The organism is Larkinella knui, assembly GCF_003858645.1.
GTDB lineage: Bacteria > Bacteroidota > Bacteroidia > Cytophagales > Spirosomataceae > Larkinella > Larkinella knui.
This window is the reverse complement of record NZ_RQJP01000007.1, coordinates 37,959-55,223: the sequence shown is the minus strand read 5'-3', so window position 1 is coordinate 55,223 and position 17,265 is coordinate 37,959. Positions and strand designations below refer to the sequence as shown.

The following is a 17,265-nucleotide window of genomic DNA, read 5'->3' as shown; positions in this document are numbered from 1 at the left end:
CAGGTCGCGGTGGTCTTATCCACTGACGTCGTTTAATTACCAGTCAGCGACGAAACAGCGGGTTGCTTCAACAGCAGTTCGGGCCGAATCAGCAGGTAACTACCCGGTTCCGGTGCTTTTAAGCGAACAAACCGGCCCGATTCGGCTCCGGACAGAAAAGACGCAAAACCGCTATCGCGCGCGAAATAGTTTTGCATATCTTTTGTCATCAGAATAAAATTGACGTTCTGTTGTTCCAGGAAACGTCCAAAGTCGGTATTTGGTTGGTAAATATCCACCCGAATCCAGCGAGGGGTCTGTTGCCGACCGTACAGAAAAATCCGGTACCATTCCCGTTCCAGCGACGATACCGTGCCCTTGAGTGAAAGCGACCGAATGAACCGAATGTTATCCGCCACGGGCGTAGGGCGTTTTTCCGCCTGTTGTTGCGTAGTCTGGTAAACCACCCAGACCATCATCAAACTGGCCATACCGGCCAGCCAAACCGGTGACTGAGCCACCCGTAATTTGATGTTCCCCAGCAGAAAAGCCAGCATCGTAATCAGGCCAACGGCGTGGAAATACAGATAATGAGTTCGCGGAAAAACCAGTACGACGGACGCTAGTGACGGTAGAAGCAAGATAAACAGCGCCAATTCTTTCCGGGTCAGTTTGAGCGGTTTTTTTCTCAACTGCCGGAAGGTTTCCCGCAGGTCGATCAATCCGAACACAATGACCACAAACAAAACCGCCAGGATCCATTTGCGGTAGGGAGACGTCAAATGATTCAACGGCGTTTCAAAAAACAACCCGCCTAAAACCCGGAATTCTGCTTTTGTGGTATTACTGATATTGGTCCAGAAGTGCCTGATTACCAAGTCAGGATGCACCCGAAAAGCATCGCTCATCGACTTGACATCTTTGCCAAAAATAGACGTAATGAGCTTAAACTGATCAACAATGGGAATATCCGTGGGTTGATTGCGCCAGGTGTTGTAATTGATGCTGAAGTGCTGAACAAACGCGTCGAAACTGCGATTGCTCCCCTGTTCGCCCGGCGCCAGGGGATTTCCCAACAGCAACCGCATCAAAACCGCCAGCGCCACTAGACCCAAAACGCCCGAAAACGCCCTGAACGAGCGTTGGCCGGTTTGGAACCGGGGCATCAAAAATGTGCCGACCGCCAAGCCAAACGCAATCAGCATGGATACGTAAAATTCGGGTCGGACGTAGGCGCACACCAGCGCCGTCAAAGCCGTGAGCAGCATGACACTCCGGGCCGACCAATCCCGCGCCTGAATGACACAAAGACCCGTCAAAATCAGACACAGCGTGAACGCCGAAATCCGGGGGTCTAGCTGCACATTCAAGGTTGAAAACTGAAAACAGAGCGCACAAAAGAGGCTAACCGCAAACCCCGACTTGCGCAGATACAGGTATAAAAACAGCAACGTTCCGGTCAGGATGATCAACAACCGCCAGTTCAGATAGAACAGATCGAGTGTATCGGGCGTAAAAACCTGCAAAAACCGCAGCCAGGCCGCGTATAACGACCCCCATTGTGCCAGATACGGATCGGGCGGGAACGTGTAAGTCAACCCCGAAGCGAGGTAGGTCATTTCATCGCCAAAAGCCACGTCATACCGCAACGGCAGGTTGTGCGTCAGGGCCAGACCCGACCCGATCATCAGTAAAATCCCCGTCAGCGGCCACGCCAATCGATTTTTCATGCGTGTATCGCTAAAGCTTCGTAGAGAATTTCGGCCGGATGTTTAGCCTTGCGTCCGGTTCCGTCTTTGATCTGATGCCGGCAGCTGGTTCCGGCGGCTGCAATAATGACGTCGTCGGCCTGCTGGCGAACCGTCGGAAACAACACCAGCTCACCGATTTTCATCGACACCTCGTAATGTTCCGCTTCATACCCGAACGAACCCGCCATGCCGCAGCAGCCCGACGGAATGAGGTGGACGGTATAATTTTCGGGCAACGACAGCATTTTTTTCGACGGCACCAGCGACGACACGGCTTTCTGCTGGCAATGTCCGTGCAGTTTGATGAGCCGTTTTTCGGTGGTGAAGGCGGTTTTTGAAATGGCCCCTTTATCAATCTCGCGGGCGATGAACTCCTCGAACGTCAGGGCGCTTTCGGCAATCCGCCGGGCGTCGGGCAGCAGCGACTCATCCACCAGATCCGGGTATTCGTCCCGAAACGTCAGCAGGGCCGACGGCTCGATGCCCACCAAAGGCGTTTCCGTGGTAATGAGGTCTTTCAACAACCGGACGTTCTTTTCGGCGAGCCGTTTGGCCTGTCGCAGCAGTCCCTTCGACAAAGCCGCCCGACCGCTTTCGCCGTGTTCCGGAATGATGACCTCGTAGCCCAGTTTTTTCAGCAGCAAAACCGCCTTTTTCCCCACTTCCACGTCGTTGTAATTCGTAAACTCATCACAGAAGAGGTAAACTTTTTGCTGTTGCCGATCGCCGGGCGCCCCTTGCCCCAAGCCCTTGACCCACTTCCGCAAGGTTGTATTGTGCAGCAGCGGCATGGTGCGGTCGGGGTGAAAACCGATCACGCGGTTGGCCACCCGCCGGAGCGACTCGGTTCCCAATACCGCATTATACGCCCACGGCACCAGCGACGCCAGCCCGGACAAGCTCGCAAAATTGGCAACCAGCCGGCTGCGAACCGGAACACCGTTGGCATCCTGATACTGCTGCAGAAACTCCATTTTCAGTTTGGCCACATCCACATTCGACGGACATTCGGCCTTGCAGCCTTTACAAGCCAGGCATAGGTCGTAAACCTCCTTGATTTCCTTGTTGTCGAACCGGTTTTCTTTGGGCGACAGCGTCAGCATTTCCCGCAGAATATTGGCCCGCCCGCGCGTCGTTTCTTTTTCGTTGCGGGTAGCCATGTAGCTCGGGCACATCGTGCCGCCCGACAGTTCGGTTTTGCGGCAATCTCCGGAGCCATTACATTGCTCGGCGTGTTGCAGAATGGTCTGATCCGTGAACCGGAAAACCGTCTTGAATTCCGGCGTTTGCTGCCCGGCTTCGTAACGCAGAAACGTGTCCATCGGGGGCGTTTCAACGATCTTGCCGGGATTGAAAATACCGTACGGATCCCAGGTTTGCTTGATTTCCCGCATCAGTTCGTAGTTTTTCGGCCCCACCATCAGCGGAATAAACTCGCCCCGCAACCGTCCGTCGCCGTGTTCACCCGACAGCGAGCCGTCGTATTTTTTCACGAGCCGGGCAATTTCTTCGGCAATCATCCGGTATTGCTGGTGGCCTTCCGCCGTCTTGAGGTTGATAATCGGGCGCAGGTGAATCTCGCCCGAACCGGCGTGGGCGTAATGCACCGCCGACATACTGTGCCGGGTCAGCACCTCGTTGAAATCGCGGATGTAGTCGGGCAAATCATGCACGTCGATGGCCGTGTCTTCAATCACCGCAACGGCTTTGGCATCGCCCGGCAGGTTGGCCAGCAGGCCCAGACCGGCTTTGCGCAACGTCCAGATTTTTTTGGTATCTTCCCCATACAAAACCGGAAAATGGTAGCCCAGGCCCGCAGCCCGCATTTCCGCTTCCATTTCGACGGCGCGTTGCGCAATTTCGTCGCGGTTACCGGCGCCAAACTCCACGACCAGGATCGCCCCCGGATCGCCCTGCACGAAGAAGCGGTTTTTGCGTTGTTCGATGTTGTCTTTCGTACACTCCAGAATATAATGGTCGATGAGTTCGACGGCGCGGGGCTGGTACTTGAGCGCAATCAAATTAGCCCTTAATGACTCATCGACGTTATTGAAATGCACGCAAACCAGGCCCAGTTCGCTGGGCGGCAGCGGCACCACATTCAGCTTGATTTCGGTCAGGAAACAGAGCGTACCCTCCGAGCCGGCAATCAGTTTACAGAAATTAAACGGGTCGGCTCCCGGTGTAAAAGGCTCACTTTCCAGCAGTTCGTCCAGCGCATAGCCCGTGTTACGCCGTTCGATGCTCCGTTTTGGGAACTGTTTCCGGATCTCGGCCTGATTGTCGGGATTCGCCAGGATCTCGTTTGTTTTCAGGTAAATTTTATCCAGCAACGACGCGCTGCCGTTCTTCTGCGTACCGGTTTTAATCAGTCGATCATACGCCCCGGTTTCGAGTCGCCCGAATTCGGCTTCACTGCCGTCGGCCAGCAAGGCTTTAACCGACAGAACATGTTCGCGGGTCGAGCGGTAAACAACCGAGTTGGAGCCACAGGAATTATTCCCAACCATTCCGCCGATCATCGCCCGGTTGGCCGTCGAGGTTTCGGGTCCGAAAAACAGACCGTACGGTTTCAGAAAGAAGTTCAGCTCATCGCGAACGACGCCCGGCTGCACACGCACCCAACGCTCCTGCTCGTTGAGTTCCAGGATTTTCGTGAAGTTTTTGGAAACATCGACGATAATCCCGTTCCCAACCACCTGCCCCGCCAGCGACGTTCCGGCGGTACGCGGAATGAGCGACGTGCGGTGTTCCCGGGCAAAAGCAATCAACTTTTTCAGGTCGTCAACCGACTTCGGCATGGCGACTGCCAATGGCATTTCGCGGTAGGCCGAGGCATCGGTAGCGTATAAAATGCGTTGGGTGGAATCGGTGTAGAATTCACCGTCTAACTGGCTAGAAAGCTGTTGTAACGTCTCCTGATTGACCATAATAGTCTTCGTCCAAGACCAAATCCAAGTTGGTTTGCGAAAAAATTCAGTTTGCGACCTTAAAGGTACAAATTTTTCCAGTATCGTATCTGAATCCGCGAAATACCAGACACCAAACCGAATCCAAACAAGGCAATTTACACGCCTGAAAAAATAGTTTTCAACCAACTAATAATCAAAGTATTACGACAGCGGGCAGGCACCGGGCCATCGCCTTCGCAGTCTTTTTTCTTGAGCTTCTCCATCCATACCGGTCATTATTCATGGCTAAAGAACTACAATGAATAATTTTAGAATTTACCTTATTGTATTATACAGATTAATTATTGTAATTTGCTCAATCGGTTCATAATTATGTGCTATAAAATAGCAATACGATACCATATACGTAAGTAATTGTACGTAGTGACATTAATTAGTACTTACAGCAAACAGGTTGATTTCGTGGCCTTTAGTGCTCATTATCTACTTGAAATTTTTAGCACCTATTTTATGAATTCCGTATACCATTTCACTTCACCTACATTAATCGTTAACCTATGATGAATCATTTTATCAGATTCAATCATGAACGTAACCAAGTGAGTTGCTCCGGAAACTTCCGGGCGTTTCAGATCAAGCAGAACGGTTTGTTACCGGCCTTCCTGCTATCGTTTGCGTTCATTCTCTGCCTGGGTCTCGGCCAGGCATTTGCTCAGGACCGGACCGTAACGGGCACCGTTACGTCATCGGAAGACAAGGTGCCCCTACCGGGTGTGACCGTTCAGTTGAAAGGAACTACGCGCGGTACCAATACCGACGCGGAGGGCAAGTATTCCCTCAGTAATGTTCCTGACAATGCGACCCTGGTTTTCAGTTTTATTGGTCTGCAAAATCAGGAAGTAGCCGTCGGAAACCGCTCCGTTGTCGATGCGGTTTTGACTTCCGATACCAAATCGCTGGAGGAAGTTGTGGTGGTTGGTTACGGTACGGCCAAGCGCAAGGACCTCACCGGTTCTGTTCAGCAGGTAACGGCCAAGGAATTCAACCCTGGTATTGTTCCCAATCCGCTCCAGGCCATTCAGGGCAAAGTAGCGGGTCTGGTCATTACGATGCCTTCCGGTGATCCGAACCAGGCACCCACCGTTCGCTTGCGGGGCTACACCTCCCTGGCGGGTGGCAGCGATCCGCTGTATGTGGTCGATGGTGTCATCGGCGTGCCCATTCAGACGGTTTCGCCTTCGGATATCGAGTCGATGGATGTCTTGAAAGATGCTTCGGCAGCCGCGATCTACGGTTCACGGGCTGCCAACGGCGTTATTCTCGTGACCACAAAACGGGGTAAATCGGGCAAAACGTCAATCACCTTCAACAATTATATTGGCGTTGAAACCATCTCGAAACGACTGGATTTGCTGGATGGACCGGGCTACCGTGATGCCGTCAGCCAGATTAAGGGCGCCAGTGCCCTGACGGCCGACAAGCTCCGGTTTCCGAATGGCAACTATGACACCGATTGGATAAAAGAAATTACCCGCATGGGGGTTACTACCAATCACGATCTGGCGATTTCGGGCGGATCGCCCGCCTTCAGCTACCGCGGATCCGTCAACTACATCGGCCGGGAAGGGATTATCAAAAACACCGGTTTTGATCGGGTAACGGGCCGGATCAACCTGGATCAGAAGGCATTGGATAACCGCCTGAACATTCAGTATAACCTGTCGGTGACCAATACGAACTCCAAATTGAACGATGGCGGTATTGTTGCTCAGGCGGTTACCTTCCTGCCGACGCTGCCCGTTTCCGACCCGACCGGTGCCAATAATGTGGGTGGGTATTATGAAGTAGGCGGCAGTTTCGACCTGTTGAATCCGGTAGCCATGATCAATGGGCAAAAATTTGATCAGCAAAAGCGGTTACTGATTGGGGGTATCAACCTGCGCTACGAAGTCATCGACGGGCTGACGCTGGGTGTAAACGGTGCATTCCAGAACGAAAATACCGATGAAAGCCGCTCACGCGACCGCAGTATCAAGGCGTTCCAGTCGTCGGCCGGTGAATCGTACCGGAAGATGGATCAGAACAACAATAAGCTTCTGGAACTGACGGCTACCTACACCAAGGCGTTCGGCCAGAACAACAGCAACTTCTCGGTTTTGGGCGGTTATTCTTACCAGAACATCGTGTATGACGGTTTTCAGGCCCGCAACACGCAGTTTCTGACCAACACGGTTTCCTACAACAACCTGGGCCTGGGTGCGGGCACATTGCTGAGTCCGGGAACCAACTACTCTACGTCGTATCGCAACAGCACCACCCTGGCGTCGTTCTTTGGCCGGGCCACGGTGAACCTGAACGATAAGTATAACCTGACGGCAACGCTGCGTCGCGATGGTAGCTCGAAGTTTGGGGCCAACAACAAATGGGGGCTTTTCCCGTCGGTGGGTGCGGGCTGGACACTGACGAATGAGGACTTCTTCCCGAAATCGACCACGTTGAATTATTTGAAACTACGCGTTGGCTGGGGACAAACCGGAAACTCCGAAGGCTTGAAACCGTATCAATCGCTCCAGTTGTATGGTCAGAAAGGCACGTATTACGACGGCAGTGTGGGCGACTTCCTGCCGGGTTACGGGATTACCCAAAATGCCAATCCGAACCTGAAATGGGAAGTGTTGACAACGGCCAACATCGGTCTGGACTTCCAGTTGCTGAACGGCCGGTTCTCGGGTACGCTGGAAGTATATAATAAATCGACCAAAGACATGCTGTACCGGTATTCGGTACCGGCCGATGGGGTTAAATACTTCACCAACTTTATCTGGGCCAACGTCGGAACCATGCGCAACCGCGGTATCGAGCTTTCATTCGGGGGCGACATCATCCAGAAAGGCAGTTTCAACTGGAACGCCCGCATCGTTGGAGCCTACAACCGGAACACGATTGTCAACCTGAAAAGCGACGAATTTGACTCGGGTCTGATTCGCTTCAACGCCTTCGGTGGTCGGGGTCTGTCGGATGTGTTCGCTTCGTATCTGTGGCCGGGTCGTCCGCTGGGCGAGTTCAACAACGTCCCGACGTTCGTCAGCTACACCGATGTGAAAAATGACGATGGCTCGACCTCTTCGAAAGTGCTGCTGAAACCGGGTAGTGGTGACCAACCCACTACCGATGTGAGCAAAGCCGATGCCGCAACGGGAATCAATACGCAGAACCCAATCGCTCAGGGCAATCCGCAACCGTTCCTGACCGGCTCGTTCATCAACAGCTTCACGTACAAGGGTTTTGACCTGAATTTCCAGCTGCGGGGTTCGTTTGGCAACAAAATTCTGAACAACCTGCGCTCGAACCTGTTGATTCCGGGGTCTATTCTGGAAACGAACATGCTGAACGGCGTGGCAGATCTGCCGAAAAACTACGGCACCAACGTCTTGTCGACCTACTGGCTGGAAAACGGATCGTATGCCCGTCTGGATAACTGGCAAATCGGTTACAACATAAAAACAACCAGCAAGTATCTGTCGGCGGCCCGGGTGTATATCGGTGGCAACAACCTGTTCACCATTACCAGCTACAAGGGGGTCGATCCTGAGCTGCAGGTGAAAGCCGATTTGCAAAACGAAAGCCAGTCACCCAACAACATTGGTCTGGACGTCAGCAACATTTACCCGAAAACCCGTTCGTTCCAACTGGGGGTTAACCTGACGTTTTAAGGGGTGTTAATCAACCACTATCAACTACGAAGATGTTCAATTCAACGATAAAAGTTTGGGGCGTGTGCCTGGTTCTGCTCATGGCGAGCCAGGCCTGTACGGACCTTGACGAAAAAACCTACGACGTTATTCCGACCGACCAGTTTGGTCAAACGGCGGCTCAGCAGGCGGCTTTGATCGGTCCGCTGTACAGCGGTCTGGCCGATTACTACGGCAACAGCCAGGCCCTCAACGCAACAACGGACGAACAGATTGTTCCGACCCGCGGTGGTGACTGGAAAGATGGCGATAACTGGAAACGCCTTTATCAGCACACCTGGGACCCCACAACCGACAACGGCCAGTTCAACGGACCCTGGACCTGGTGTTACAACAACATCACCTCCATCAACCAGCAGTTGGGATCCATTACGGACGAAACCGTGAAAGCCGAGTTGCGGGCTCTGCGGGCTTTCTTCCACTACAAGGCGATGGACATGTTTGGCAACGTGATCATTGCCGATCAGGTGGGCACTTCGACGCCCGCTCAGAAAAGCCGCGCGGAGGTTTTTGCCTGGATCGAGAAAGAACTGCTGGAGGTCTATCCCAAGCTAAGTTCAACGGTGGGGGGAGCCTATTATGGCCGTTTCAACCGACCGGTTGTGAACATGATCCTGGCCAAGATGTATCTCAATGCGCAGGTTTATACCGGCACGGCCCGCTGGGCGGATGCGGTTACGCGGTGCGACAGCATCATCAAGTCGGGCAAATTTTCGCTAACGGCGGATCTGTTGGATAACTTCAAGGTGCAGAACCAGAATTCGCCCGAAATTATTCTGGCGACGCCCTTCGACAACTCGAAACGGGGTGGTTTTAACATCCACATGGCAACCCTGCACTACAAGCACCAGTTGACCTACAACCTGCCTGCCTCTCCCTGGAACGGCTATGCCACAGTGGTCGAGTTCTATAATTCATTCTCGGCTCAGGATTTGCGGAAGAAAATGTGGATCGTTGGGCAGCAATACGATGCTACCGGGAAGCCACTGGATGACGATGGCGTACCGATGATCATCACGCCGGAAATCCCTGCTTTCGAAATGCCCGCCGGTCCGGCTGGCCGTCTGACCGGGGCCCGGAGCCAGAAATATGAAATTCAGAAGAACAACACCACCAACGACATGAGTAACGACTTCGTTATTTACCGCTTGGGGGATGTCTATCTGATGCGCGGAGAAGCCAATTTCCGCCTTGGAAAAGTAGCCGATGCACTGGCGGATTTCAACGTCATCCGCAAACGCGCGGGCGTTCCGGACTACACCGCAGCCCAATTGACACTGGACGAAATTCTGGCCGAACGGGGTCGCGAACTGGCCTGGGAATACCACCGGCGTCAGGATCTGATCCGGTTTGGGCAGTTCACCAAAGCGTGGCGTTTCAAACCCGCTTCGGAAAAATACCGGGAGTTGTTCCCCATTCCGAAAGATCAGATTTCTTTAAATCCCAATTTAAAGCAAAATCCGGGTTACAATTAGTAAAAAAGCCTTTTCCTGCAAAAAGCCCGGGGTTCCCGGGCTTTTTCTGTTTCTGGAATTGATGCCGATCCAGCTCAAAAAGTTACTCCTTCACTGGGAATACACCAAATGATGAGAATTGCATTTGGTAGTAACCCCGGAGGGACGGTCGGCCGCAGCCGTTTACTGTTAATAGCCACCTGAGCCAAGTCATTAGTTTAACCCTGGCTGGGGCGTTATAGATACTTATGCGTCTTTTAGAACGCCCCAGCCGGGGCTTAGACTATCTATTTTATCCATTTTACTATTAATAGTAGATCCCTCCAGGATTACTACCGAATGCAATTACAACTATTTGCCAGACGTAAGTAGATTTTTTTATAGAATCCTCACTTAATTTATGCGCGCAGAATGCACGCCCAATAGGATAAAACCGCCTATAAAAAGCAATTTATTGAGTATCTTTAAGACTTGATTTGCTAGTTTACTACCGTACATGCGTTATCTGGTTCTCTTTTTATTTTTTTCATTTCTGGTGGGTTGCCAGTCGTCGGATACGCCATCGGAAGACCCCCTTTTTGAAAAAGTACAGCCCGAAAAAACCCATATCAATTTCACCAATTCGGTTGTCGACGACGCCGATTTCAACATCTTCAATTACCGGAATTTCTACAACGGCGGGGGCGTCGCCATTGGCGATGTCAACAACGACGGTTTTTCGGACGTATTTCTGATCGCCAACATGGGCGAAAACCGGCTGTATCTCAACAAAGGGAAAAAAGGGTCGAATCCGCTCGAATTTGAGGACATTACGGCCAAAGCCGGTGTGGCCGGAAAACGCTCCTGGAGCACGGGCGCAACGTTTGCCGATGTCAACGGCGACGGTTTGCTGGATTTATACGTCTGTAATGCCGGCATCCGCCCCGGCGACGACCGCGGTAATGAACTGTTTATCAACAACGGAATTGGGAAAGACGGTACGGTAAGCTTTACCGAAAAAGCCGCCGAATATGGGTTGGATGATCACGGCTACTCGACCCACGCGGCTTTTTTCGACTACGACCGCGACGGCGACCTCGACATGTATTTGCTCAACAACAGCTTCATGCCCGTCGGCAAACTGGGATACGCCAACATCCGCTCCGAACGGGATTCGCTGGGGGGGCATAAACTGTTCCGGAACGATGTAGCCCGGTTTACGGACGTCAGCGAGAAAGCCGGGATTTATGGCAGCCTGATCGGTTTTGGCCTGGGCATCACGATTGGCGACGTGAACGACGACAACTGGCTCGATATTTACATTTCCAACGACTTTTACGAGCGGGATTACCTGTATCTGAACAACCACGACGGCACCTTCCGCGAATCGGTGAAAGACGCCATGCCGCACCTCAGCCTGTCGTCGATGGGGGCCGACGTGGCCGACATCAACAACGACGGTCGGCTGGATATTTTCGTGACGGATATGCTGCCCGGTAACGATGTTCGCCTGAAAAAAACCGGTGCCTACGAGAATTACGACTTGCAGGAAATCAAGGTATCGCGTGATTTTCATTACCAGTACATGCAGAACATGCTGCACCTGAATCAGGGAAATGAACCCGCGACCGGCGGTAAAACCGCCATTCCGATGTTCAGCGACATTGCCCGTTTTGCCGGTGTCCACGCCACGGACTGGAGTTGGGGCGCGTTGATTTTTGATATGGACAACGACGGTCGGAAAGACATTTTTGTCGCCAACGGCATTGCCAAAGACGTCACCGATCAGGATTTTATCCACTTCCTGGCCGACCGCGAAAATATGGCCCAGATTGCCCGCCAGCGTGCGTTTAACTTCAAGGAATTTCTGGATAAAGCGCCCTCCGAACCCATTCCGAATTACGCTTTCCGCAACGACGGCAATTTGACCTTTTCCAACCAGGCGGCCCATTGGGGGCTGGGCGAGCCGAACTTCTCGAACGGCGCGGCTTACGGCGACCTCGACAACGACGGCGATCTGGATCTGGTCGTCAACAACGTCAACTCACCGGTTTCCGTTTTCAGGAATTTGTCGGTCGAAAAAAAGAAGACTCCTTATTTGAGGGTGAAACTGGTCGGCGAAGCAAAAAACCGGAATGCCATTGGCGCGCGGGTTTTTGTGTATCAGAAAGGCACCACGCAGGTCCTGCAACAAATGCCGAACCGCGGTTTTCAATCGTCCGTCGATCTGAATTTGCTGTTTGGTCTGGGGGATAATCCCGCCATTGACTCGCTAACCGTTGTCTGGCCAAACGACCGGATGCAAACCCTGCGCCAGCCCAAAGCCAACCAGTTATTGACGCTAACTCAGCAGCAGGCTACCGGTATCTGGAAACCTAAAAAACCATCAAAAGCTCTTTTTCAGGACATTACCACGGCTTCCGGGCTAGCTTACACCCACGAAGAAAGCCCGTTTGTCGATTACAACCGCGATCCGTTGCTGAAGCAAATGTTCTCGACCAGCGGACCGGCGATGGCAACGGGCGACGTCAACGGCGACGGTCTGGATGACGTATTTTTCGGTGGCGCTTTCGGCAAACCGCACCGGCTTTTTGTGCAGCAAACCGGCGGACGGTTTGTGGATAAAACGCCGGCGGTTTTGCGGCAGGATCTCACCTACGAAGCCGTCGATGCGGTATTTTTTGATGCCGACGGCGATAAAGACCTCGATTTGTACGTGGTGTCGGGCAGTAATGAATTTGAACCCGAAGCCGACGAACTGCTCGACCGGCTGTATCTCAACGACGGCAAAGGCGGTTTTGTCCGCGACGACCGGTTGCCGAACTTGAAAGCCAGCGGGTCCTGCGTGGCGGCTGCCGATTACGACCGCGACGGAGACATCGATCTGTTTGTCGGAACCCGGTTGATTCCGGGCAAATACGGTTTTAATCCGGCGAGTTACCTGCTGACGAACGACGGCACCGGAAATTTCAAGAATTACACCAAACGCTACATCGCCACCGCCGACCAGTTGGGCATGGTGACCGACGCCAGTTGGGCGGATCTGAACGGTGACGGTTTTCCCGAACTGATCGTCGTTGGCGACTGGATGCCGGTTACCATTTTTCAGAACCAGCGCGGAAGGTTTTCAACCTCCGAAACCCCGAAACTGGCGGACGCGACCACCCCGGCTTCCGGCTGGTGGAATTGCGTCAAAGCCGGCGATGTCGACGGCGACGGCGACCTTGATCTGGTGGTTGGCAACCTGGGTCTTAATTCCCGGATTAAAGCGACACCAAAATTACCGGCCGAACTCTACACGGCGGATTTTGATCAGAACGGCAGTCTCGAACAGATCATCAACTGCGCCGACGAAACCGGTACGTTGTATCCGATGGTTTTGAAGCAGGAGTTGCAGAAAGAAATGCCGGTTATTAAGAAAAAGTACCTCAAGTTTACGGAGTTTGCGGGCAAGAAACTGAACGAAATTCTGGACGAAAAACAGTTGGCAGCCGCCGTTGTGCAACGGGCGTATACGGGCGAATCAATTATTCTGCTGAACAACGGCAAAGGAACTTTCAGGATTCAGGCCTTACCAAAAGAGGCCCAGTGGTCGCCCGTTTGCGGTATTGAAATAGCGGACGTCGATGGCGACAAGCAGATGGATTTGGTGCTGACCGGAAATTTCTACGACGTTTTGCCCGAAATTGGCCGCTATGATGCCAGTTACGGGCTGGTTTTGCTCGGAAAAGGCAAGGGCGTTTGGCAACCGCTTGACCCGGCAGCTTCGGGCTTCATCGTCCACGGGCAGGTCCGGCAGTTGGCGCGACTGCAACAGGGGCAGTTTGTAGTGGGCAAGAATAATGATAAAGTGCAAGTCTTTGAACTGGGATTACGCGGATTAAAAGATTAAGAAGATCTAATTAGCCGCCGATCGCTCTTCGCTAATCCCACTTTGAGGAATTGTTAAAATCCGCGTAATTCCAGTTCCGAATTTAACCTATGATGAAACGAATTAGTATCTTTTTTACCGCCGTAACGCTGTTGGTTACTGGTTGCAAACAGTTGACCAGCTCTTCCGAAAAACCGCTTTTTCAGGCGCTGGACTCGACGCAGACCGGTATTGGTTTTATCAACCACGTCCGGAACACGGAAACGTTTAACATCATCGATTACCTGTATTTCTACAACGGCGCGGGCGTGGCGGCTGGCGACGTCAACAACGATGGCCTGACCGATTTGTATTTTGTCTCGAATCAGGGCAAAAACAAACTGTACATCAATAAAGGGGCAGCGCGGGAATCCTCGATGAAATTTGAAGACGTTACCGAAAAAGCCGGGGTCGAAGGCTTTTCGGACTGGCAAACCGGCGTCACAATGGCCGATGTCAACGGCGACGGCTGGCTGGATATCTACGTCTGCGCCGTGGGCAATTTCAAAGGGCTGGAAGGCTCCAACGAACTGTATATCAACAACCACGACGGTACCTTCACCGAGAAAGCCGCCGAATACGGACTGGATTTTACCGGTTTTTCGACCCAGGCGGCTTTTTTCGACTACGACCACGACGGCGATCTGGATATGTATCTGCTCAACCATGCCGTGCATACGTCCCGCAGCTACGACCGCGTGACGGCCCGGAATCTGCGCCAGAATGAATCGGGGGATTATCTGTACCGGAATGAGTTGATCAGCAACGGAAAGCCAAATCCGAAGGCCCGTTTCACGAATATCAGCGAGCAGGCCGGAATTTTCGGCGCGGCCATGGGCTACGGTCTGGGCATTTCGGTGGCGGATCTGAACAACGATGGCTGGGAAGATATTTACGTTTCCAACGATTTTCACGAAGACGATTATTACTACCTCAACAACGGCAAAGGCGGTTTTACGGAAAGCATCCGGAAAGCGTTTGCCCACGTGAGCCGGTTTTCGATGGGTAACGACGTGGCCGATGTCAACAACGACGGCTACCCGGATGTGGTCACGCTCGACATGTATCCCGAAGATGAAACCGTCGAAAAAATGTCGCTGGGTGAAGATCCGCTGGATATTTACCTCTATAAATTGAGTTTCGGCTACATGAATCAGTATAGCCGAAACTGTCTGCAAATCAGCCAGTCTGGCAAGAAATTCATGGAAATTGGGGCAATGGCTGGTATAGCCGCCACCGACTGGAGTTGGTCGCCCCTGCTGGCCGATTACGACAACGACGGCATCAAGGATCTGTTCATTTCCAACGGCATCGTTCGGCGCCCCAACGATCTGGATTACGTCAAATACGCGTCCGACGACTCGTTGCGGTATGCGATGGAAACGTCCAAATCGCTGGACGAAAAAGCGATTGCGCTCATGCCCGAAGGCAAGGTGCATAATTATGTATACCAGGGTTCGAAAGCGCTGAAATTCGCGGATAAATCGCTGGCGTGGGGTTTTGAAAAGCCGACGTTTTCGAGCGGAGCCGTTTACGCCGATCTGGACAACGACGGCGATCTGGATCTGGTTACCAACGACATCAATGACCCGGCCGGCATCTATCAGAACCAGGCGAATGAAGTATTCCCCACTAACAAGTACTTAAAAATCAGGCTTCAGGGCGAATCACCAAATACATTTGGCGTGGGGGCCAAAGTGGTTTTGAAGACCAAAACCGGCCTGCAACTCCAGCAACTGATGCCAACGCGCGGTTTTCAGTCGTCCGTTGAACCGGTATTGACGTTCGGTCTGGGCGAAACGGCCACGATCGATTCACTGATCGTGATCTGGCCGAATCAACGGATGGAAATCCAAACCGGGGTAAAAACCAACCAGACGCTGACCCTGAAGCAAACGGCAGCTCAACAAAACGTCGGCCACTTCCGGTTTACGGCTCCGGATCCGCAACCGATTTTTGAGGACATCACCATCCAGACACCCATTGCGTACCAGCACCAGGAAAATACGTATTTTGATTTTGTCCGGGAATCGTTGATGCCGTTCAAGGTGTCGACGGAAGGCCCGAAGCTGGCGGTTGGCGATGTCAACGGCGATGGGCTGGACGATTTTTATGCGGCCGGTGCCAAATGGCAGGCTGGTAGTTTACAGATTCAACAGCCCAACGGCCGGTTTGTGCCGAGCAACCAGCCGGTTTTTCGGGCGGACTCCACCTATGAAGATGTCGATGCGGTTTTCTTCGACGCCGACGGCGATAAAGACGCGGATTTGTACGTGGTTTCGGGCGGAAATGAGTTTTTTGAGAAAATGCCCGGGCAGTTTGACCGGCTTTACCTGAACGACGGCAAGGGAAACTTCACCCGCTCGACCGGCTTGCCGCCGATGTATGACAACAAAAGCTGCGTTCGGCCAATTGACATGGACAACGACGGTGATCTGGATTTGTTCGTAGGGGGCCGCGTGGTGGGTTTTGCGTACGGAAAAATTCCGAATTCGTATCTGCTGATCAACGACGGCAAGGGGCGTTTTGCGGACAAAACCGACCAGCTGGCCCCCGAACTCCGCAAGGCAGGCATGGTGACCGACGCCCTCTGGCTGGATTACGATCAGGACAAGGACCTCGATCTGGTAGTGGCTGGTGACTGGATGCCGATTCGAATTTTCGCCAATCAGAACGGCAAGTTGCAGGCGGTAAAGAACCTTACCGACGAAAAAACGCCCCTGAATGGATTTTGGCAGTGCTTGACTGCCGCCGACTTCGACCGCGACGGCGATCTGGATCTGGTGGCGGGCAACCTCGGTCTGAACACCAAGTTCATCAAGCAGGCTGAACCCCGGCTGAAAATGTGGGTGAAGGATTTAGACAACAACAGCAGTGTGGACCAGATTCTGGCGTGCCAACGCGGGGGAAAAAGCTGGTATCCGGTTAATTTCAAAGATGAGTTGGGGAAACAGATGCCAGCCATTATCAATAAGCGGTTTACGAATTATAAGGCTTTTGCCGGAAAGCCAATCGACGAACTGTTTGAGGCAAGTGAACTCAAAGGAGCCGAAGAATACGAAGTCGATCAGTTTGCTTCGGTTTATCTGGAAAATCAGGGCAATGGCCATTTTGTGGTTCACCAACTGCCGATGCTGGCGCAGGTTTCCAAGTTGTTCGCTCTCCGAACGGAAGATGTCGACAACGACGGCTTTCCCGACGTTTTGGCGGGCGGCAATTTCTATGGCGTCAGTACGTATCAGGGTCGTTACGATGCCAATTACGGCCTAGTACTGAAAAACAGAGGCAAACAGGCTGACAATACCGCCCGGTTTTCGGCACTTTCGCCGTTTGCCAGCGGTTTTCTGCTCGACGGTGAAGTGCGGGACATCAAGCCGATTCGCGTATCAGGCGTACCGTTCTGGTTAGTCGCCCGCAACGACACGACGATTCAGGTGTTTCGGAAAGCGAACCCGGTTTTGGCCGCTATGACCAGAAAACCGTAAAGCAACGGTTTGGCCCTTGCGTAGATATACTTTTTTTAAGGTA

General features: G+C 52.7%; 6 protein-coding genes. 4 read left to right on the top strand and 2 right to left on the bottom strand.

All coding sequences use genetic code 11. The features are described 5' to 3' along the window. Nucleotides 1-32: 32 nt before the first annotated feature. Together EHT87_RS28800 and EHT87_RS28795 are read right to left on the bottom strand one after the other, a co-directional pair. The gene (locus EHT87_RS28800) at nt 33-1,709 is read right to left on the bottom strand and encodes a hypothetical protein (RefSeq protein WP_124910255.1); all 1,677 of its coding nucleotides are present in this window, start codon (nt 1,707-1,709) and stop codon (nt 33-35) included. Then, complete coding sequence (locus EHT87_RS28795) at nt 1,706-4,660, bottom strand: FAD-binding and (Fe-S)-binding domain-containing protein (RefSeq protein ID WP_124910254.1); 2,955 nt, start codon at nt 4,658-4,660, stop codon at nt 1,706-1,708. Before EHT87_RS28795 ends, EHT87_RS28800 begins: the two co-directional genes overlap by 4 nt. Before the next feature lie 539 nt (nt 4,661-5,199). On the opposite strand from EHT87_RS28795, the gene EHT87_RS28790 reads away from it, so the two are divergent. From EHT87_RS28790 to EHT87_RS28775, 4 genes are all read left to right on the top strand, one after another. Beyond that, a complete protein-coding gene (locus tag EHT87_RS28790; protein ID WP_374756047.1) occupies nt 5,200-8,355 on the top strand; it encodes a SusC/RagA family TonB-linked outer membrane protein in 3,156 nt (1,051 codons plus the stop codon). A 32-nt stretch (nt 8,356-8,387) separates the two neighbouring features. Next, nucleotides 8,388-9,869, top strand: a complete 1,482-nt coding sequence (locus tag EHT87_RS28785; protein ID WP_124910253.1) for a RagB/SusD family nutrient uptake outer membrane protein — start codon at nt 8,388-8,390, stop codon at nt 9,867-9,869. 475 nt (nt 9,870-10,344) lie between these two features. Next, nucleotides 10,345-13,719 (top strand): VCBS repeat-containing protein, encoded by a 3,375-nt coding sequence (locus tag EHT87_RS28780; RefSeq protein ID WP_124910252.1) that lies wholly within the window; start codon nt 10,345-10,347, stop codon nt 13,717-13,719. A gap of 92 nt (nt 13,720-13,811) precedes the next feature. Beyond that, nucleotides 13,812-17,222: a VCBS repeat-containing protein gene (locus tag EHT87_RS28775; RefSeq protein ID WP_124910541.1), complete on the top strand. Its 3,411-nt coding sequence runs from the start codon at nt 13,812-13,814 to the stop codon at nt 17,220-17,222. Nucleotides 17,223-17,265: the final 43 nt, after the last annotated feature.